We start from the raw sequence: 20412 nt of genomic DNA on the forward strand, positions 1-20412 counted from the left end.
TCAAAATAAATTCCCCTATAAAATTTCACACCTGAGCAAATAACAAAATATGTTTTAGATTCGATATTAATCACTTAATTGCGGTGGGTGTCTTTGTTATTACTTCCATGTCGTTGGATGCCTGCCGTTTGAAGTTACAAAAAATCAGTGGGTGTCAACGTTAAAAGGTCAACTTCACAATCACTTAATATCGGTGGGGTCTTTGTTATGTTTGGTGGGTGTCTTTGTTATTATTAGATTCGATATTAATCACTTAATTGCGGTGGGTGTCTTTGTAATTGGATGTCTGCCGTTTGAAGTTGCAAAATATCAGTGGGTGTCAACGTTAAAAGGTCTCAACGTTAAAAGGTCCGCTTCACAATCACTTAATTAAGGTGGGTGTCTTTGTTATTACTTCCATGTCGTTGGATGTCTGCCGTTTGAAGTTACAAAAAATCAGTGGATGTCAACGTTAAATGTCTTTGTCGTTGGATGTCTGCCGTTTGAAGTTACAAAAAATCAGTGGATGTCAACGTTAAATGTCTTTGTCGTTGGATGTCTGCCGTTTGAAGTTACAAAAAATCAGTGGGTGTCAACGTTAAAAGGTCTCAACGTTAAAAGGTCTGCTTCACAATCACTTAATTAAGGTGGATGTATTTGTTATTACGGAGGCTGTCTTTGTTATTACTTCCATGTCGTTGGATGTCTGCCGTTTGAAATTGCAAAAAAATCGGTGGGTGTCTTTGTTATGGCATGTCAATTTAACATTTAATAAACACCCTTCGCTAGGCGTGTAAACTGAACTATTTACCTGTCAACAACGCAAGTTCCATTACCCGATCCATACCTTTTAATCAAAATACACGAACAAACATGAGATGGCAGTATGCATGGTAATAGTGAGAAAAATTCAAAATTTGCACAAACTCAGTGCACACAAGCACAAGCTTATTTTATCTTCAAAACCCCCACAAAAATAAATAGCGATACAAAACAGCAAGTTGCAAAAACAAAGGCCATAAATCCCCCTTAATTTTGTGTTGGTATTCTACTTGCAGTACCCAAGTCATCAAAACATAAAGGCTCATGCCTGCTTCGCTAGAAGCCAGAAGAAATTCTGATACCAATGAAGGTGGTCAAATCTGACCGGTAGTTTCAACGACGAAATTACAACGCTCTGTCTAGCTTTACTAAATTCTAAAATTAATAAAGGTTTCATTATGGGACAGCAAAAACTGATCGTCGTCGGCAATGGTATGGTGGGTCACAAATTCATTGAATCACTCATCGAACATCCAGACTATAAAAACTTCCACATCACAACATTTTCAGAAGAACCGCGTTTAGCTTATGACCGTGTGCAATTATCTTCATATTTTGAAGGTAAAACCGCAGACGATTTGATGTTAACGTCAGAAGATTATTACGATGAACACGGCGTTCAATTTATCATAAAAGACAAAATTGTCAGTATCGATAAAGCAGCCAAAACCGTTGTTACTGAAAGTGGTCGCAGCGAGTCTTATGACAAACTGATCCTAGCAACCGGCTCATTTCCGTTTGTCCCCCCTATTCCTGGAGGCGACGGCGAACACTGTCTTGTATACCGAACAATTGAAGACTTAGAGGCAATTACAGCTTCAGCAGGTCAGAGTAAATCTGCTGTTGTTATTGGTGGCGGTCTATTGGGTCTTGAATGTGCAAAAGCACTTGTTAACTTAAACTTAGAATCTCATGTTGTTGAATTTGCGCCTCGCTTAATGGCAGTTCAATTAGATGAAGGTGGCGGTACTCTACTTCGTTCTAAAATTGAAGCTATGGGGGTTCATGTCCATACAGAAAAGAATACAAAAGAAATCGTTCCCGGTGAAACAAGTCGCTACCGTATGAACTTTGCTGATGGGACTCATGTTGAAACCGACATGATTGTTTTCTCTGCTGGTATTCGTCCTCAGGATGAACTTGCTCGAAGTTCAGACATTGAAGTTGGTGAACGCGGTGGTATTGTCATCAACGACCAATGTTTAACGTCTGACAAAGATATCTACGCAATAGGCGAATGTGCGTTATGGAGCGGACGTATTTTTGGTCTTGTGGCGCCTGGCTATACAATGGCAAAAGCAGCTGTTTCTCATTTAACCGGTGGAGACGTTACTTTTACCGGCGCTGATATGAGTACAAAATTAAAATTAATGGGTGTTGATGTTGCCAGTATTGGTGACGCGCATGCTCGAACTGAAGGCGCTCAAACTTACACTTACATTAACGACGCTGAAGGCATTTATAAACGCCTTATTGTATCAAACGATAAATCCACACTATTAGGGGCTGTTTTAGTTGGCGACACTGAGGCGTACGGTACGTTGTTGCCAATGATGCTGGAAAAAATGCAACTCCCTGAAGCACCCGAGGTTTTCATATTACCTGCCATTGATGGTGAAGCAGGCGGTGCACTTGGCGTTAATGCCCTACCTGATTCCGCTCAAATTTGCTCATGTCATGACGTTTCAAAAGGCGATTTAATTGAAGCAATACAAGCAGGAGCAACAGATTTACCAAGCTTGAAAAGCTGTACTAAAGCGGGGACTGGCTGTGGCGGTTGTACAGCAATGGTTGGCCAGGTTTTAAATGCCGAACTTGAAAAAATGGGCGTTGAGGTTAATAACAACCTTTGTGAACATTTTGAATATTCTCGACAAGAATTGTTCGACATTATTCGTGCTAAAAGCATCAAAACGTTTGACCAGCTAATTGAAGAAGTAGGTTCAGGCTCTGGCTGTATGACGTGTAAACCTGCGGTAGGCTCTATGTTAGCGACTCATTGGAATGAATATATCCTTTCCGATGACAATATCCAATTACAAGATACCAACGATATATTCTTAGCCAACATGCAAAAAGACGGCACATATTCCGTTGTTCCAAGAATTGCAGCGGGTGAAATTACCCCACAAGGCCTAATGAAGTTAGGTGAAATTGGCGTTAAATACGACCTTTATACTAAAATTACCGGCGGACAAAGAATTGACTTTTTTGGCGCACAACTACACGAACTCCCATTAATTTGGGATGAATTGGTTGAAGCCGGATTTGAAACCGGTCATGCCTATGGCAAATCTTTACGTACTGTTAAATCTTGTGTCGGAAGTACTTGGTGTCGTTTCGGTATGATGGATTCTGTTTCCATGGCTGTTAACTTGGAAATGCGATACAAGGGTTTACGTTCTCCACATAAACTAAAAATGGGCGTTTCAGGCTGTACGAGAGAATGTGCTGAAGCGCAAAGCAAAGACATTGGGATCATCGCAACAGATAAAGGTTGGAACCTATATGTTTGTGGTAACGGCGGTATGAAACCTAGACACGCCGATTTATTCGCATCCGATTTAGATGATGCAACGCTAATAAAATATGTTGACCGAATTCTAATGTTCTATTGTCAGACAGCTGACCGCTTACAACGTACATCAGTCTGGATGGATAATATGGAAGGTGGTTTAGCGTATCTGAAATCAGTAGTCGTAGACGACAAACTCAATATTTGTGCTGATCTAGAAGCAAGCATGGAGCGTATTGTCGACACCTACGAATGTGAGTGGAAGAAAACACTCAACAACCCCGAACGTCTAAAACGATTTGCTCATTTTATTAACTCTGAAGCGACCGATGACCGTTTAGTTTATGAAGCTGACCGTGGTCAAAATAAGGCTCGCATCGCCTCTCCTGAACGAATTGCTAAAGCAAAAGGCAATGAAATTTCAGCGTTAGAAGTAGAATAAGGAACACAATAATGACGGAAGTAATTTGGGAAACAATTTGCAATGTCTCAGACATAAACAAAAACACTGGTGTGTGTGCACTCCATAATGGTGAACAAATAGCAATTTTTAAAGTCGGTAAATACGACGATCTTTTTGCAATTCAAAATTACGACCCAATTGGCAAGGCTAATGTTTTGTCTAGAGGAATTGTTGGTGATATTGAAGGTAAAATTGTAATTGCATCACCTTTGTATAAGCAACAATATTGTCTAATGACAGGTCGATGTATAGAAGAAGAATTAGAACTAAAAACCTACCAAGTTCGAAGTCACGATGGACAAGTTCAACTCCGTGTTTAAACGATAACACCTAACGAAAGCATAAGGCCAACGCGACGTTGGCCTTTTTTTATAGAAAAAATGCATCATTCTTCTTGATAAAACCACATTGAAAGTCCTTGTAAAAAAATAATGATACTGGGTAGACAAATAATTGGAACAACAACAAGATACCCAATTAGTGGAAGCTCAATAAAAAAGTTAATCCAAAATGATGCAAATAATCCAGCTACACCAATCAGTACATTAATCATTCTTGTTTTTTTCATATCAAATCCCTCTTTATTTTCAGTCTACCCACTTTAACTTTTTGACTTTCGCAGATTAAGTGTCATTATTGACTTAAAACAGGCTAATAGTGACAATCCAATTATTGTTAAATTAGGCGGAGGATATTGTGAAAAATATTGTATTATTTGCGGCAGATGGCGCGATGGCTTCTCAACTAACTGGCATCATTGATTTTTTTATGATCTGCAATCGATTTTGGCAAGTCACAAACAATCAAGATACCGATCTATTTACAGTCAACGTAATATCACCAAATGGAAATAATATTACTTGTGATGGCGGAATAGTCATTAACGCCACTTCGCTAAAAAATGTCGCTCTACCTTCAGCGGCTGTTATTGTTGGCGGTGTTTCTTATGACGATAAAACACTTACTAAATACTTAACAAAAATTTCCCCACTAAAACAAGATATTCTAAAGTGTGAAAAAAATGCGGTTCCAATAGCAACGTTTTGCAGTTCCACCTTTATTGCAGCTGAATTTGGCTTACTCAATGGAAAAAAGGCAACGACAGTTTGGTGGCTAGTCAAAATATTTACTCAAAAATATCCACAAGTTACTCTCCAGTTAGATGAATTAGTGGTTAGAGATAAAGCAATTTTTACTGCTGGGGCAACAACATCTTATTTAAGTTTGTGTTTAAAGCTAGTGGAGGAGTTATTTGATGGTCAACTTGCTGATCAAATATCTCGTCTTATGTTAATTGACCCAAACCGCTGTTCACAGCGCCCGTTTATGTTGCTAGATTTACCTGAGCGTCATCATGATGATCTAATCAAAAAAATCCAACAATGGATGATCCAAAACCTTTCTCAACCAATTAGCCTTGATTTACTTGCAGACAAATTTGCCACAACGAAGCGAACTCTAATAAGACGATTCAAAAAGGTACTAAATGATACCCCTATGAATTATTTACAAAAAATTAGAGTCGAGAGTGCAAAACGTTTATTGGAATGCAGTGGATTATCATTGGAACAAATCGTTTTAAAAGTCGGATATGAAGATGTTAGTTCTTTTAGAAAACTTTTTGTGGAATTAGTTGAATTAACACCAAGGGAATACAGAGAACGTTTTCAACAAAGTATAAATGCAAATATTATTGAGGGTTAATCTAGATTATAAACTGGGCAAGATCCTCGATAAGCTTATTCGATATAACGCAGATATAACGCAGACACCCACAGAAAAAATAAAGCAGACACCCACAGCAATTTTCCCTGCCACCTCCAGAACAAAATAACGCAGACACCCACCGCTTTTTTACTTGCCACCTCCAGAATAAAATAACGCAGACACCCACCGTAATTTTACCAGCCACCTCCAGAATAAAATAACGCAGACACCCACTGTAATTTTACCTGCCAACTCCAGAATAAAATAACGCAGACACCCACCGTAATTTTACCAGCCAACTCCAGAATAAAATAACGCAGACACCCACCGTAATTTTACCAGCCACCTCCAGAATAAAATAACGCAGACACCCATCGCAATTTTGCCTGCCTGCTCCAGAATAAAATAACGCAGACACCCACCGTAATTTTACCTGCCACCTCCAGAATAAAATAACGCAGACACCCATCGCTTTTTTACTTGCCACCCCCAGAATAAAATAACGAAAGTACACACCCACCGCGGTTTTATATTCAGAGTTCTAAAAACTCTAAACCGCATCGCAGTAACGTGGTCAAACCGCGCTTCAGAATATACATCACAATCATTCACGCATTAAGTTAATTTAACTAACGCGTTGATTTAAATGATTATTTCCGTGCATGAATGATTCATATTTGTGCAACCCAGTCTATTTCTATAGGGTTCACAACTAAAGCATTAAGATAACATGCTGTATTAAAAGGATTAATAATAATTGGCACTTATAATGCAATATTTAGAGAAATAAATCGCTTTCAGTGCTGGAAGTGAATACAGGCAAAGCAGCCACCGCTACGTTTAGATCTAACGAATCTAAATGTGCGGTGGTTTTTTTTTGCCTTTAAAAAAGTTTTCAAACAACTCAATAACTAAACAAATCGCTCTGAAAGACCAATACAACCAGAACAACTGTGGGATAAAAAATGACAACTAAAATCAAAAAAATAATAACGGCTGTTTATGGCACTGCAACTTTAGTCGCAATGTCATTAAGCTTTTCTGCAATTGCAGAATTAGGCTATCCAGAAAAAGAAGAACTTAAATTTGGTTTCATCAAACTAACCGACATGGCGCCAATCGCTGTTGCCTATGAAAACGGGTATTTTGAAGACGAAGGGCTTTACGTAACTATTGAAGCCCAAGCAAACTGGAAAGTATTACTAGATGGTGTAATCGACGGTCGATTAGACGGCGCACATATGTTGGCTGGTCAACCAATTGCAGCAACTATTGGATATGGAACAAAAGCTGAAATTATCACGCCTTTTTCGATGGACCTAAATGGTAACGCCATTACAGTCTCAAACGAAATTTGGGAACAAATGAAGCCAAATATTCCCAAAATGGCCGATGGTCGCCCTGTCCACCCGATAAAAGCAGATGCATTAAAACCTGTCATTGAGAAATATGCTGATGAAGGCAAACCTTTCAATATGGGCATGGTTTTCCCTGTTTCTACTCATAACTATGAATTACGTTATTGGCTCGCAGCAGGCGGTATACATCCAGGGTATTACGCCCCACATAAAGGAGATACTTCAGGAAAAATTGATGCACAAGCCTTGCTATCAGTAACTCCACCGCCTCAAATGCCAGCGACGTTAGAAGCAGGCACGATCTATGGTTACTGTGTTGGTGAACCTTGGAATCAACAAGCTGTATTTAAAGGCATTGGCGTACCTGTCGTAACAGATTATGAGATTTGGAAAGATAATCCTGAGAAGGTATTTGGTATTACAAAACAGTTCTCAGAAAAATATCCAAATACCACGATAAGACTAACTCGTGCACTAATTCGAGCTGCTATGTGGCTAGATGAAAACAATAATTCAAACCGACCTGCAGCGGTCAAAATTCTCTCTCAATCCAACTATGTTGGTGCTGACTACGACGTAATCGCAAATAGCATGACAGGAACGTTTGAATATGAAAAAGGAGACAAGCGTGCGGTTCCCGACTTCAATGTTTTCTTCCGCTATAACGCTACCTATCCGTATTTCTCAGACGCGATTTGGTATTTAACTCAAATGCGTCGCTGGGGTCAAATTAGCGATACAAAACCTGATAGCTGGTATTTCGATGTGGCGAAAAAAGTTTACCGCCCAGACATATATATGAAAGCCGTTAATTCCCTAATTGAAGAAAAGTTGGTTGACGCCAAAGAGTTTGAATCTTTAAAAGGTGAAGATGGATTTAGAGACCCTCAAACGCACTTTATCGATGGCATTGTTTATAACGGTAAACAACCAAATGACTACTTAACTAAGTTCGCTATTGGTTTAAAAGCAAACGATAAAATTTAGCCTATTAGGCAGCGGCTCCCAACGCTGCCTAACTAAAATTTTAAAACTATTAATAAAAATGAGACCGCTATGTCCAGTTTAATTAGCCAATTTATAACAAAGAAAAACGAAACAGTGATCAAAGCACAAATGCCCGCATATTTGGTCCACTTTCTACATGCCGTCACACTACCTATCGTTGGAATTTTGGTATTTTTGCTAATTTGGTCAGCCGCGGCGAACAACATTAATACTTCGTTAGGTAAGTTTCCTGGCCCGGTTGCAGTAAGTGAACAAATAGTAAATCTCTATAACGAACACAATGAATCAAGAAAAAAAGAAATCGCATTTTATGAACGTCAAGATAAAAGAAATGCTGCACGAATAGCGAAAGACCCAACTTATAATCCAAAAACACGTGCCTTTACTGGTAAAGAAACTTTTGTTGATCAAATTGGGACCAGTCTAATCACAGTGTTAAGTGGCTTTGTTTTGGCAGCAATCATTGCCATACCACTTGGTATTGCCATTGGTTTAAGTAAAGCCCTCAATACGGCTATAAACCCCGTGATCCAAATCTTTAAGCCGGTATCCCCATTAGCTTGGTTACCCCTAGTAACTATGGTGGTTAGCGCACTTTATGTTTCCCCAGATCCTATGGTTGCTAAATCCTTTTTAGTCTCGATGATCACCGTTACCCTTTGCTGTATTTGGCCGATGGTCATAAATACGTCCGTTGGCGTTGCATCTTTAGATAGTGACTGGATAAATGTCAGCCGAGTTCTAAGACTGCCTGCGTTAAAACATATTCAGAAAATCGTAATTCCAGCATCAATTCCCGCCATTTTTACCGGCATGCGCATGTCGCTAGGCATCGCTTGGATGGTATTAATTGCAGCGGAAATGCTAGCTCAGAACCCTGGTTTAGGAAAGTTTGTTTGGGACGAATTTCAAAACGGCAGTTCTGATTCACTGAGTCGAATTATGACTGCGGTTATAGTCATTGGACTTATCGGATTTATGCTCGACCGCACAATGATGCAGCTACAACGCATGTTGTCTTGGGATAAAACAAGCGAAGTTCGTTAGAACATAATTTGGAGAAAATATTATGAGTACATTGTTAGATATAAGTAAAATCGACATGGTTTTTCCAACACCAAAAGGCGACTTCACTGCTCTTAAAGACGTAGATTTAAAGATCAAAAAAGGTGAGTTTATTTCCCTTATTGGTCACTCTGGATGCGGTAAGTCTACGGTTCTAAATGTTGTTGCTGGTTTATATCAAGCTACATCTGGTGGCGTTATATTGAATGGTCGAGAAGTCAGTGAACCTGGCCCTGAACGGGCTGTTGTATTTCAAAATCATTCGTTGTTGCCTTGGCTTACTGCTTATCAAAATGTCGAATTAGCTGTGGACCAAGTTTTTGCAAAAAGTAAATCAGCGGCAGAGAAAAAAGACTGGATTGAGCATAACCTTCGATTAGTTCACATGGAACACGCAATGCATAAACGTCCCGATGAAATTTCAGGGGGAATGAAACAGCGGATAGGTATTGCTCGAGCCTTATCAATGCAACCAGAAGTTTTATTAATGGATGAACCATTTGGTGCACTAGACGCCTTAACCCGCGCTCATATGCAAGACTCTTTGATGGAAATACAGGATGAGCTCAACAACACCGTCATCATGATCACACACGATGTTGATGAAGCAGTTTTACTTTCAGATCGCATAGTGATGATGACAAACGGTCCTGCTGCAACTATTGGCGAAATACTTAATATTGACCTTGAACGCCCACGAGACCGTTTAGCACTTGCTAAAGACCCCAAATATAACGAATACCGCTCAGAAGTTTTAACGTTTCTATACGAGAAACAACGCAAAGTTGAAACTATTTCAACAAAACGTGACACAAAAAAAATAGCCAAAATTGAGCAGTCGACTAAATCAGCTACAGCTTAGTTTCTAAAAAATAAAAATTAAAATATATAACACTTTGATAATTTTAGGGAAAACAAATGAACAAAAAGATAATAGCAATATCTGTCATTGCGGCGGTTAGTACTGGTACTGCAAAAGCCGCAATTGAAACGGATTTAGGCACAGCATCTGTCGATTTTAGACTACGTTATGAAGGTGTTAGTCAAGACAATACACTTGAAGATGCATCGGCTTTAACGCTTCGTACTAAAGCAAACTTTAAAACTATCAGTAAACAAGGATTTTACGGATTTGTAGAGTTAGAAAATTCATTTGCGTTATTGGATGATTATAATGATACAAACGGAAATGGTGGCGAATTTTCTGTTGTTGCCGACCCAGAAACAACTGAAATAGATCAAGCATTTATTGGTTTCAAAACAGATAAATTGGACATAAAACTTGGCCGTCAAGTTATTACAATGGATAGCCACCGTTTTGTTGGCCATGTTGGTTGGAGACAAGATAAACAGACATTCGACGCAGTTTCAGCCTCGTTTAATGCCTCTGAAAAACTAAAACTGTCCTACGCTTATATCAGTAAACGTAACCGTATTTTCGCAGAAGAAAAAGACTTAGATTCTAGCGATCATTTGCTTAACGCGAGTTATAAAACAGAGTTTGGACAATTAACTGGATATGGGTATTTATTAGAGGTAGATAATGATACGAACAATGCGCTGAATACATTTGGCGCTCGATTCGAAGGAAAAGCTTCAGAAGTGTCTTATACCGTAGAGTTGGCTACCCAAACTGCAGAAGCTGGTGAATTAGAATACGACACGACATATATGTTAATTGAAGGCGGCACCAAATTAGGTTCTGTTAATGTAAAAGCTGGTTTTGAATCATTGGGTTCTGATGATGGCAATATGGGATTTTCGACGCCACTTGCAACCCTTCACAAATTTAACGGTTGGTCGGATCAATTTCTAGGCACTCCTTCAGTTGGCTTAAACGATATATATGCAACTGTTTCTGGAAGTGCCTCCTCGGGTAAGTGGGCAATTACTTTACATTCATATTCAGCAGCAGAAGCAAGTGATTCTATCGACGACCTTGGTTCTGAAATTAATGCCATTTATACGACAAAAATTGCCAATAAATTCCCAATAGGTATTAAGTATGCCAGCTATTCTGCTGGTGATATTAAAGTTGACACAAGTAAATTGTGGGTTTGGACTGGCTACACATTCTAAAACGAGTTTTACCGGAAGTGAGGGTGTTTCCTACTCACTTCCACTTTGATTATGGTGTTCATAATAACCCCATTCATTTTGATGTTTGGGGTTCTTTTTTACGCTTCTCGCCAAACCTACCCGCTCATTCCTTCTTATTTATGTAAAAACACCGAATATTGCATGGAAAATTGCTTGGAGAAATTGCTTGGACACCCACTCCAGTTTTACTTCTCAGAGCCAAACAAAATAACGCAGACACCCACTCCAGCTTTACCTCTCATAGCCAGATAAATAACTCAGACACAAACCGATAAGTTGCATGGACACCCACTGATAAGTTACATAGATAAATTGCGCAGACACCCACCGAAAAAATAACGTAGATAGAAAATAACGCAGACACCCACTCCAGCTTTACTTCTCAGAGCCAGATAAATAACTCAGACACAAACCGATAAGTTGCATGGACACCCACTGATAAGTTACATGGATAAATTGCGCAGACACCCACCGAAAAAAAAATTGCGCAGACACCCACCGAAAAAATAACGTAGACACCCACTCCAGCTTTACCTCTCATAGCCAGATAAATAACTCGGACACAAACCGATAAGTTACATGGACACCCACTGATAAGTTACATGGATAAATTGCGCAGACACCCACCGAAAAAATAACGCAGACACCCACTCCAGCTTTACCTCTCATAGCCAGATAAATAACTCAGACGCAAACCGATAAATTGCGTGGACACCCACTCCAGTTTTACTTCTCAAAGCCAAACAAAAAAAAATAACGCAGACACCCACTCCAGCTTTACCTCTCATAGCCAGATAAATAACTCAGACGCAAACCGATAAATTGCGTGGACACCCACTCCAGTTTTACTTCTCAAAGCCAAACAAAATAACGCAGACACCCACTCCAGCTTTACTTCTCAGAGCCAGATAAATAACTCAGACACAAACCGATAAGTTGCATGGACACCCACTCCAGTTTTACTTCTCAGAGCCAAACAAAATAACGCAGACACCCACTCCAGCTTTACTTCTCAGAGCCAGATAAATAACTCAGACATAAACCGATAAGTTACAGGGACACCCACTGAATCCAAAGAAGTTCTTAGTTCTTAGTTCTTAGTTCTTAGGTCTTAGGTCTTAGGAAGATTTTTCCGTCCAAAAACGACAAAACAGAGCCTAGGCTCTGTTTTTGGATAACTTTTCAAATGATTTTTAACTTAATATGTCTTTTTTGAGTTTCAACTAAAAAACCGCGATTTATCGCGACGCTCCCACAGTTGATTAGCCCTAATATGTGCTTCTTCAACACTGACTTGCTCTATCAAAACCAAATAACTTGTTAGTGTACCTAACACGGCTTGCTTACCGTATTCAGAATCGAGTTTGCCCTGCCACATTTGTTTGAGTTCAATTGGGTTTAGCTCTTTTGGTTTAATTTGCCAATTCTCTAGATACGCCGGGTATTCAACTTGTTTTTGTTCGCCATCAACAAACATAAATTGTACAAAAGGACGCTCTGGGTTTACCTCAACTTCACCGCCCTCTCCTCGAATACATGACATTTGTTTATCACCTAGAATTTCAGCAACCTTTGCGTGTCGCTCATCAAAGTGGCGATGAAAAACCCCATGATAACTGCTTTTTCCTTGACTAGGATTGAGGATCCTTGCCAAAGTATTTGCAGGCGATCGCAAGCTAAATAACTTACGCATTTGGATAAGTCTATCTAATGCCGGATTTACAACATCCAAATCCATGTAAGCAAAGCCATTTTCATCTAACATTTTGTTTGCTTGTATGGGATCTTTTGCAACAACTAAGCCTAAAGTTTCAAGTACTTCAGACAAATACAGCCTGTTTGACTCAGGTTCTTTAGTCCCATGCAGAAATACTCGTTTGCCATTTTGAGCCAAACACATTACCGCCAATAAAAACCAAGGTAAATGGCGTCTTTTACCGGCGTAACACCCTAAATCTAGGTCGACATCTAAATTGTTTAACCCCTCAAGGTTATACTCTCGACAGGCTTTAACAAATCCAGCTAACTCTTCGGCTGATTCTTCCCGCACCCGCAACAACATTAAAAACGCACCAGCTTGTTCTGGCTCTATCTCGTTCGCTAGAAATAGTTTGAATGCTTGATATGACTCATCCACAGACAAGTAACGTCCTGCGCGTTTGCCTCGACCAATAATTTTTATGTACTGACTAAATTCGTTCACTAAATTTAAGCTACTTGTTGTTGTTTCGACTGCGTTAGCAAATCGACATTGACGTTAGCCCTATAATTTATCGCGTCACCCACGACAATTAAAGCAGGACCGACAATATTTTCAGAATTTAATACATTACCGATACTTTTTAGATCAGAAACGTAGGTTTTATGTTCAGACGTTGTCCCTTGGTCGATGATGGCCATTGGTGTGTTGCTCGACTTACCGTGTGAAATAAGTTGCTGTGCGATGTGCTCAACCTTGTTTAACCCCATATAGAAGACGAGTGTATCGCTTGAGTCAGCGTAATTCTGCCAATCAGATTCTATATCTTCACTTTTAAAATGCGCGGTAATAAATCGTACCGAGTGGGCGCATTCGCGATGCGTTAAAGGTATACCAGACCATGCACCACATCCTGACGCAGCTGTAATACCTGGAACAATAGCAAAGTCGATATTTAGCTTTTGCAGATGCTCAACTTCTTCGGCCGCTCGACCAAATATGGAAGGGTCACCGCCTTTAAGTCGCACAACATTTTTGCCTTGTAGGGCAAATTCAGACATACGTTCACATATTTCCTGCTGCGTCATACTGTGGCGGCCACATTTTTTACCAACAAAAACGCGTTCCACATGTTTTGGGATCATATTGACAATTTCGGGACTAACCAACCAATCATATAAAACAACATCGGTTTCTTGAATTAAGCGGTATGCTTTAAGAGTCAATAATTCCGCATCACCTGGACCTGAGCCAACTAAATATACGTCGCCAATAGGCTTACGACCCGAGTTGTGTGCCGCTTTCTGTTTTGTCGTCCATTTTCCAGCATTCATTCTATTAAATGGAAAATTAAGTAAACGAAGCATAAAAGGTAAGTTAAATAGTTTAGTTGTTGTCATAAATACTCCGTTTATATCTCTAATACAGGAATGGCTTCAGATTCAAATCGACTCTGAGTTAATTGTGGCTGTCCATGTTGTTTGATCAGGGTTTTGAGTTCACTTTTACATGAACCGCAATTGGTGCCGCACTTCAAACGTTCGCCTAATTTTTCAACTGAGTTATCACCTTCACTTACTATCGCGTCGACAATTTGATTTTCGCCGACTTTATAACAGCTACATATCGTTTTGCCGTTGATAAAATCAGCGCCAGGCACTGCACGTAGCACTCGATTTATTTGTTCAGCTGACACTTCTTCTTGTTGAAAAAGACTATCAACCCAGTCGCTGTTTATTTCCGTTTTGTATTGCGCGAAAAACCCAACAAAAACCAAACGGTTATCTTTAATACATAAAGCAGTTGCAATACCGCTTTGGCTATTTTCAAAATAACTCCAATTGCCTTCAATAGCCGTTAAATCTCGACTCCAGAACATTGGGCCTTCTATTTTATTAGCTGTCGCGCAGGCATATTCAAAGCCAGAGTGAATAGTGTTTTTTGCCCAATAATCAGACTCAATAAGCACCTCTTCCAAACAAAACAATTGCATGAATTGACCCACAGGTGCTTTTTCAATATTCGCTACGGTGAACTTACTTTCAGGTTGCCCTGAGATAGGATCTACAAACGAACCATATAGTTTGGCGATATTTGCAGTTGGCGCACTCAGCTTATTCCAATGAATTGGCGTAAAGAGTTGCCCGACTTTGAGGCCATCATCAACTTTCACTGGCACTAAAACCTCACCAAACTCGCTCGTCACCTTCACTAAGTTGCCGTCGGTTAAACCTTCCTTTGTTAAGTCTGTGCTGTGCATTGCGATAAAAGGTTCTTTTGTGTGTTTAGCCAAAGAAGCTGATTTACCTGTACGTGTCATCGTATGCCAATGGTCTCGAACTCTTCCTGAATTCACGCCATAGGGGTATAACGCACTCGCTTTTTGTTGTGGCAATTTGGCTTCAACAGCGACAAAATTGGCTTTGCCACTTGGTGTATAAAATGTATTGTCGGCAAATATATGCTGACAACCATTTGGATATCTTGTGTTAACTGGCCATTGAACGGGCTGTAATGCGTCATACTCAGCTTCACTTAAAGACGCTAATCCGGAAATATCAAAGTCGCGGACAGCGTAACTTTCAGACCCATTTTTGTAGCCAGATAAGCCTGCATGTTCGACAAATATTTCAGCTGGGTGTTGATAAGTAAATGCGTCTTCAAAACCCATTTTTACCGCAATATCTGAAATGATCTGCCAATCGTGACGAGTTTCACCTGGGGCTGCTAAAATGCCTCGTTGACGTGAAATACGTCGTTCTGAATTAGTGACAGTACCATCTTTCTCGCCCCACGTTGTCGCTGGTAATTTAACATCTGCAAAGTCCATAGTATCTGTATCTGCCATGCAATCAGATACAACGACTAATTCGCAGGTTTTAAGTGCAGTTTCAATTTCGTTTCGATTTGGCAGACTCACCATGGGATTGGTGGCCATAATCCAGACGGCTTTAATTTCACCTTTAGCCATTTTATCAAACATTTCCACCGCTTTAGGGCCATGTTCGTTACATATAGTAGGTGAGTCCCAATAACTTTGTACTAAATCACGATGACTTTCATCTTCGATATTCATATGAGCGGCTAACATATTTGCTAATCCACCAACTTCTCTGCCGCCCATTGCATTAGGTTGTCCAGTAATTGAAAATGGACCGGAGCCCAAATGTCCCAACTTACCAGTCACCAAATGACAATTAATAATGGCATTACATTTATCCACCCCTTGGCTTGATTGATTAACACCTTGTGAATAAAACGTTACCGCTGTTGGCGTTTTGCAAAAGGCATTAAAAAAAAGTAGGAGATCACTTTCTTGAAGCTCACAGAAGGTAGCTGTTGTTGCCACTGTCCACGACGAAACAGACACAGCTGTAAGGTCAAAACCTTCACAATAGCGCTCTACATAATCCCTATTCACCCCACCATTATTAATGATGTAATTAAGCATCCCCATAAACAATGCGACATCTGTACCCGGTTTAACCGGTAAAAACAGATCTGCTAATTCAGCCGTCGCACTACGTCTTGGGTCAATAACCACTACTTTCATATTTGGGTTGTCTTTTTTGGCCTGTTCCATTCGCTGAAATAAAATGGGGTGAGTCCATGCTGCGTTTGATCCGACCAAAATAAGTAAGTCTGTTGCGGATAAGTCTTCATAGCTGCATGGCACCGTATCTGAACCAAATGCACGTTTATAGCCTGCAACGGCAGATGACATACATAATCGAGAGTTTGTATCGATATTTGCTGAGCCGATATAACCTTTCATTAGCTTATTTGCGACGTAATAGTCTTCCGTTAAAATTTGACCAGATACATAGAAAGCAACGGCTTGTGGACCGTGTTCAGCAATAATTTGCTTAAATTTGTTAGCAACAACGTCTGTGGCATGGTCCCAGGTGGTACGTTCTCCATTTACTTCTGGGTACAATAACCGACCTTCCAAATCCGTAGTTTCAGCTAAATTAGACCCTTTTACACAAAGCTTACCGAAGTTCGCCTGATGCTGTTTGCTGCCACTTACTGCAGTTAACTGACCGTTAACAATAGTTGCATCCACACCACAACCAACCCCGCAGTATGGGCAAGTAGTTTGGCAAACTTTCTGTTCAAATTGTTGTACTGACATTTTTTACTCACAAAAAAGGCGCGACGGTTTTCACCGTAGCGCCTTTGCTTAATTTTATTAGCTTCTCAACACTGAGAAGTCGAGGTCGAAGTGTTGTTTTCGACGTCTTGAAAATTATTTTATATTCTATGTACTCAAAATTTATACATTTATATAAACAAGTTACGTGCCAGCATCTGCTTTATTCTTTATTCTCTACAAGCCACTGTAAATACTGGAGTTTAGGGCACTATAGGTAAAGGTGACTTTGTTCAAGACAGAAAAAAACGCACTACTTGGGTGCGTTTTTTTATCATCACTTATTAGCTTCACCTAAATGGTTCAACTGTTCCGTAAGGCCAACATCGATTCATATAAGTCATTTCGATAAACATTATTAACAACTTCATTAAGTTGGGTATCTGTCCAATCGCCTAACTGCCCTGCACCTTTCATTTTCTCTATCAAGAACATGCCTTGCTCAACAATCGGTTGATTGGTATTACTCCGAAAAAACTGATTGTAGCCAGGTATATCTCTTGGTGGTGCTCCTTTCGCGGTAATACAACTACCAATCAAACTTGGCGCGATTACATCAACGGGCGCATCTAAATATTGTTGCAGGATAATGGCTGTTTCAAATCGATTTGCAACTGACTCTAACCATTCGCAAGCTTGTTGTACTGCAGCGAGTAATGCCAAATAGGTATTGGGGTTAGTCTCTTGCCATTCCTTAGTTACGGCCAACACTTTTTCCGGGGCTTCCTGCCATATGTCACTCGAAGTCGTGACTGTTTCGCCAATACCACCTCGAACCGCTTGGGCGTTCCACGGAGTACCGACACAAAAACCATCGATGTCATTATTTTGCAATGCCGTGGTCATACTTGTCGGTGGAATAATGATCAATTCAACATCTTTGTTAGGTGTAATATCACCTGATATCAACCAATCTCTTAGTTGATAAAAATGACAAGAGTAAGGGTAAACAGACGCTATTTTTAATACCTCACCCGACTGGTCTATGACCCTTTTAAGCCACTTCGCTTCAAGCGGCAGTGGTGGTGTTATTCCGTTATTTAACTCCCTAACTTTATCCATCAAAGCTGTCGATAACGTTACACCGTTACCATTCATACTCAAGTTAAAGGCATTAATGACGTCACATTTTGGTCCATTTAAACCTAACGAACTAGCAATTGGCATCGGTGCTAAGACCTGCGCCGCGTCTAATAAACCAGCGTTTAACCTATCTCTTACCGTCGCCCAAGAATATTGAACATGCAATGAAACATCTAATCCCCATTGTTCAAAATAACCTAGGTGTTTCGCCATCACTAAGGGGGCACAGTCGGTTAATGCCACTATTCCAATATCAAGTTGGGTTTGTTCTAAATGCGTTTGTGAACTCATGTTATTTACCTCCGCCTATCAACTGCATCATGGAGATTAGGTTCTTTGCTACGTCTTCCATCTTCTGTCCATTATCCATCGCCATTTTTCGAATCGCAGAATAAGCCTGTTGCTCGCTCATACCTTGCTTTTCAATTAATAGTGCTTTGGCTTGATCAACCCACTTTCTCGACTGCAATTTCCGTTTGGCATCTGTTAATTCGGCCTTTAGCCCCTGAAACTCATTAAAACGAGCGACCGCGACATCGAGAATAAATTTGGCTCTATCGGGATTTGTTTCACCTGAAACATAAGCACTAACACCAGCTTTAATGCTGTCTCGCATTAAGTCCGGTTGGTCTTTTTCAGAAAACATAACAATGGGCTTTGGGTTAAATTCAGATATCGTACTCAAACTTTCAATTGTGTCGCGATTAGGTGATTCAATATCAATTAGAATGATGTCAGGCTCGGTATTTTCAACTTCCCTTAAAAGTGAGGCACTCGTGTGAGCTAAGTGTTTCACGACATAAGGAGAACCTGCCAGCGCTGCCCGGAAACTTTCCGCGCGTTCCATGTCATCGTCAATGACTAACACGGTTAACGTGTTTGTTGTTTTATTTTTAGTAGCCATAGTGAGATGTGTTACTTTGTTAATTGTGATCGCGAGTAATGCTTCAATATTTGCACCAGATAGGCAGGTTTCTTTGAGATCTGCTGTAACCTGCTATTTTATTGATGTTGGCATGTTATGAGTCGTTTTTATCAAACGCATGCAAAACACTTGCACCACAACGGATGCACCACAATAGGAATACGTCCCCAATTTGACGCAACGTTTGCTTTTGTATTAGTTTGGTTATTTTTCTATCCCTTACACACCCTAGGTTTAGTCAATTACATCTTCTGGTATGGAAGTTGAAGGCACCAACTGATTAACGTTTACGCGCCATGGTTGTTATAAGTAATTGTAAAAAAGACCGGAAATGAATTCCGTTAAAAATTCGTTTTCTGCGATAATAAAATCTAGGCTATCTCATTCGCGAAGAAATACAGTAGTACTGGTATTACAAAGGCAGTGCTATTAGAGTAGAAATACAGAAGCGCGAATTAACAGAGCCCTGTGGTCCCAAAGTTACGACAAACAAAATTTGAAAAAGAAGTGAAAATGAAACGGTTAAATTCCCCAGTATGTTGATAGATAGTTACCAAAGACAGTTCCATTATTTGCGACTATCGATAACCGACGTCTGTAATTTCAAATGCGACTACTGTTTACCGGATGGATACGATTGCAGTAATCCGCGGGAGTTTTTAACAATAGACGAAATAAAAAGGTTAGTAACGGCCTTTGCAGAGCTGGGTGTCAGTAAGGTAAGGATCACCGGTGGCGAGCCAGGATTGCGAAAAGATCTTGCTGAGATCATTCGCGTTGTAAAAAACGTCGACGGTGTTGATACCGTGGCATTGACCACAAACGGCTACAATCTCGAAACCCAAATAGAAAATTGGGTCGATGCTGGATTAGATTCTCTAAACGTCAGTATTGATAGTTTAAAGTCAGACACCTTTAGACTCATAACAGGCAGTAATAAACACCAGTCCATTCTAAAAGGTATCGACAAAGCAATCTCGTTGGGCGTTAAAAATGTAAAAGTTAATGCCGTATTGCTTAAACAGTTTAATGAAAACGAATTAACCGACTTTTTGCAGTGGATAAAATTTAAACCCCTGAGCTTAAGATTAATTGAGCTGATGGAAACCGGTGACAATAAAACGTATTTTGCCAAGCAGCATGTCAATGGCGAGCAACTTAAGAACAAAATTGAAAATGATGGGTGGTTACCAATTGTTAAATCTAAAGTTGCAGGCCCCGCGTTAGAATATTGTCATCCTGATTTTCAGGGTAAAATTGGTTTTATATTGCCATACAGCAAAGACTTTTGCGCAAGTTGCAATCGTCTTCGAGTTTCTTCGGTAGGTAATTTACATAAATGTTTATTTGCCGAAGAAGGCCTTAACTTTAGACATCTGTTGCAATCAAGCAGTCAATTGTCACAACTTAAAGTTTGGTTACAAACACAATTAGACGACAAAAAAGAAACGCATTTTTTACAAGACAATAAAACCGGTGCTACAAAACACCTCGCAATGTTAGGTGGCTAAGTCGCTCTTAAACCTCACTTTATT

At 39.9% G+C, this 20412-nt stretch carries 14 protein-coding genes; 8 read left to right on the forward strand and 6 right to left on the reverse strand.

The window, feature by feature from the left end; genetic code table 11:
- Nucleotides 1-1199 precede the first annotated feature (1199 nt).
- Nucleotides 1200-3758, forward strand: coding sequence for a nitrite reductase large subunit NirB (gene nirB / locus KO525_RS10610; RefSeq protein WP_215963779.1), 2559 nt, complete (start codon nucleotides 1200-1202; stop codon nucleotides 3756-3758).
- 11 nt (nucleotides 3759-3769) lie between these two features.
- The gene (nirD, locus tag KO525_RS10615; protein ID WP_215963780.1) at nucleotides 3770-4099 is read left to right on the forward strand and encodes a nitrite reductase small subunit NirD; all 330 of its coding nucleotides are present in this window, start codon (nucleotides 3770-3772) and stop codon (nucleotides 4097-4099) included.
- Nucleotides 4100-4164: 65 nt separating this feature from the next.
- Here nirD and KO525_RS10620 read toward each other — a convergent pair whose 3' ends face one another.
- A complete protein-coding gene (locus KO525_RS10620; RefSeq protein ID WP_215963781.1) occupies nucleotides 4165-4347 on the reverse strand; it encodes a hypothetical protein in 183 nt (60 codons plus the stop codon).
- 128 nt (nucleotides 4348-4475) lie between these two features.
- Here KO525_RS10620 and KO525_RS10625 point away from each other — a divergent pair, with 128 nt between their 5' ends.
- The 5 genes from KO525_RS10625 to KO525_RS10645 all read left to right on the forward strand — a co-directional run bounded on the left by KO525_RS10625 (nucleotide 4476) and on the right by KO525_RS10645 (nucleotide 10996).
- On the forward strand, nucleotides 4476-5483 hold the full coding sequence (locus KO525_RS10625; RefSeq protein WP_215963782.1) for a helix-turn-helix domain-containing protein: 1008 nt from the start codon (nucleotides 4476-4478) through the stop codon (nucleotides 5481-5483).
- A gap of 968 nt (nucleotides 5484-6451) precedes the next feature.
- Nucleotides 6452-7831 carry a CmpA/NrtA family ABC transporter substrate-binding protein gene (locus KO525_RS10630; protein WP_215963783.1) on the forward strand — a complete coding sequence of 460 codons (1380 nt, stop codon included), beginning with the start codon at nucleotides 6452-6454 and terminating at the stop codon, nucleotides 7829-7831.
- Between the two features lie 129 nt (nucleotides 7832-7960).
- On the forward strand, nucleotides 7961-8899 hold the full coding sequence (locus KO525_RS10635) for an ABC transporter permease (protein ID WP_215963868.1): 939 nt from the start codon (nucleotides 7961-7963) through the stop codon (nucleotides 8897-8899).
- A 22-nt stretch (nucleotides 8900-8921) separates the two neighbouring features.
- On the forward strand, nucleotides 8922-9779 hold the full coding sequence (locus tag KO525_RS10640) for an ABC transporter ATP-binding protein (protein ID WP_215963784.1): 858 nt from the start codon (nucleotides 8922-8924) through the stop codon (nucleotides 9777-9779).
- A gap of 56 nt (nucleotides 9780-9835) precedes the next feature.
- Complete coding sequence (locus KO525_RS10645; protein WP_215963785.1) at nucleotides 9836-10996, forward strand: alginate export family protein; 1161 nt, start codon at nucleotides 9836-9838, stop codon at nucleotides 10994-10996.
- 1240 nt (nucleotides 10997-12236) lie between these two features.
- Here the strand turns inward: KO525_RS10645 and KO525_RS10650 are convergent.
- The 5 genes from KO525_RS10650 to KO525_RS10670 form a co-directional block, all read right to left on the reverse strand.
- Nucleotides 12237-13220, reverse strand: a complete 984-nt coding sequence (locus tag KO525_RS10650) for a glycosyl transferase family protein (protein WP_215963786.1) — start codon at nucleotides 13218-13220, stop codon at nucleotides 12237-12239.
- Nucleotides 13221-13225: 5 nt separating this feature from the next.
- On the reverse strand, nucleotides 13226-14116 hold the full coding sequence (gene cobA, locus KO525_RS10655) for a uroporphyrinogen-III C-methyltransferase (protein ID WP_215963787.1): 891 nt from the start codon (nucleotides 14114-14116) through the stop codon (nucleotides 13226-13228).
- Nucleotides 14117-14127: 11 nt separating this feature from the next.
- Entirely contained in the window at nucleotides 14128-16851 is a 2724-nt protein-coding gene (locus KO525_RS10660) for a nitrate reductase (protein WP_215963788.1), read from the reverse strand.
- Between the two features lie 321 nt (nucleotides 16852-17172).
- The gene (locus KO525_RS10665) at nucleotides 17173-18243 is read right to left on the reverse strand and encodes a CmpA/NrtA family ABC transporter substrate-binding protein (RefSeq protein ID WP_215963789.1); all 1071 of its coding nucleotides are present in this window, start codon (nucleotides 18241-18243) and stop codon (nucleotides 17173-17175) included.
- 1 nt (nucleotide 18244) lies between these two features.
- On the reverse strand, nucleotides 18245-18856 hold the full coding sequence (locus KO525_RS10670; RefSeq protein ID WP_215963790.1) for an ANTAR domain-containing response regulator: 612 nt from the start codon (nucleotides 18854-18856) through the stop codon (nucleotides 18245-18247).
- A gap of 557 nt (nucleotides 18857-19413) precedes the next feature.
- Between KO525_RS10670 and moaA the strand changes: the two genes are divergently transcribed.
- Nucleotides 19414-20388, forward strand: coding sequence for a GTP 3',8-cyclase MoaA (gene moaA / locus KO525_RS10675; RefSeq protein WP_215963791.1), 975 nt, complete (start codon nucleotides 19414-19416; stop codon nucleotides 20386-20388).
- The last annotated feature ends 24 nt before the right edge of the window (nucleotides 20389-20412 follow it).

The sequence above is a fragment of the Psychrosphaera sp. B3R10 genome, from assembly GCF_018861025.1.
In the GTDB taxonomy this organism is placed as follows: domain Bacteria; phylum Pseudomonadota; class Gammaproteobacteria; order Enterobacterales; family Alteromonadaceae; genus Psychrosphaera; species Psychrosphaera algicola.

Excerpts from the sequence above, each read along its gene's own strand:
- KO525_RS10630 (WP_215963783.1), top strand. The coding sequence starts at position 6,452 with ATGACAACTAAAATCAAAAAAATAATAACGGCTGTTTATGGCACTGCA.
- KO525_RS10635 (WP_215963868.1), top strand. The coding sequence starts at position 7,961 with ATGCCCGCATATTTGGTCCACTTTCTACATGCCGTCACACTACCTATC.
- KO525_RS10660 (WP_215963788.1), bottom strand. The coding sequence starts at position 16,851 with ATGTCAGTACAACAATTTGAACAGAAAGTTTGCCAAACTACTTGCCCA.
- KO525_RS10665 (WP_215963789.1), bottom strand. The coding sequence starts at position 18,243 with ATGAGTTCACAAACGCATTTAGAACAAACCCAACTTGATATTGGAATA.
- nirB (WP_215963779.1), top strand. The coding sequence starts at position 1,200 with ATGGGACAGCAAAAACTGATCGTCGTCGGCAATGGTATGGTGGGTCAC.
- KO525_RS10670 (WP_215963790.1), bottom strand. The coding sequence starts at position 18,856 with ATGGCTACTAAAAATAAAACAACAAACACGTTAACCGTGTTAGTCATT.
- cobA (WP_215963787.1), bottom strand. The coding sequence starts at position 14,116 with ATGACAACAACTAAACTATTTAACTTACCTTTTATGCTTCGTTTACTT.
- nirD (WP_215963780.1), top strand. The coding sequence starts at position 3,770 with ATGACGGAAGTAATTTGGGAAACAATTTGCAATGTCTCAGACATAAAC.
- KO525_RS10620 (WP_215963781.1), bottom strand. The coding sequence starts at position 4,347 with ATGAAAAAAACAAGAATGATTAATGTACTGATTGGTGTAGCTGGATTA.
- KO525_RS10645 (WP_215963785.1), top strand. The coding sequence starts at position 9,836 with ATGAACAAAAAGATAATAGCAATATCTGTCATTGCGGCGGTTAGTACT.
- KO525_RS10640 (WP_215963784.1), top strand. The coding sequence starts at position 8,922 with ATGAGTACATTGTTAGATATAAGTAAAATCGACATGGTTTTTCCAACA.
- moaA (WP_215963791.1), top strand. The coding sequence starts at position 19,414 with ATGTTGATAGATAGTTACCAAAGACAGTTCCATTATTTGCGACTATCG.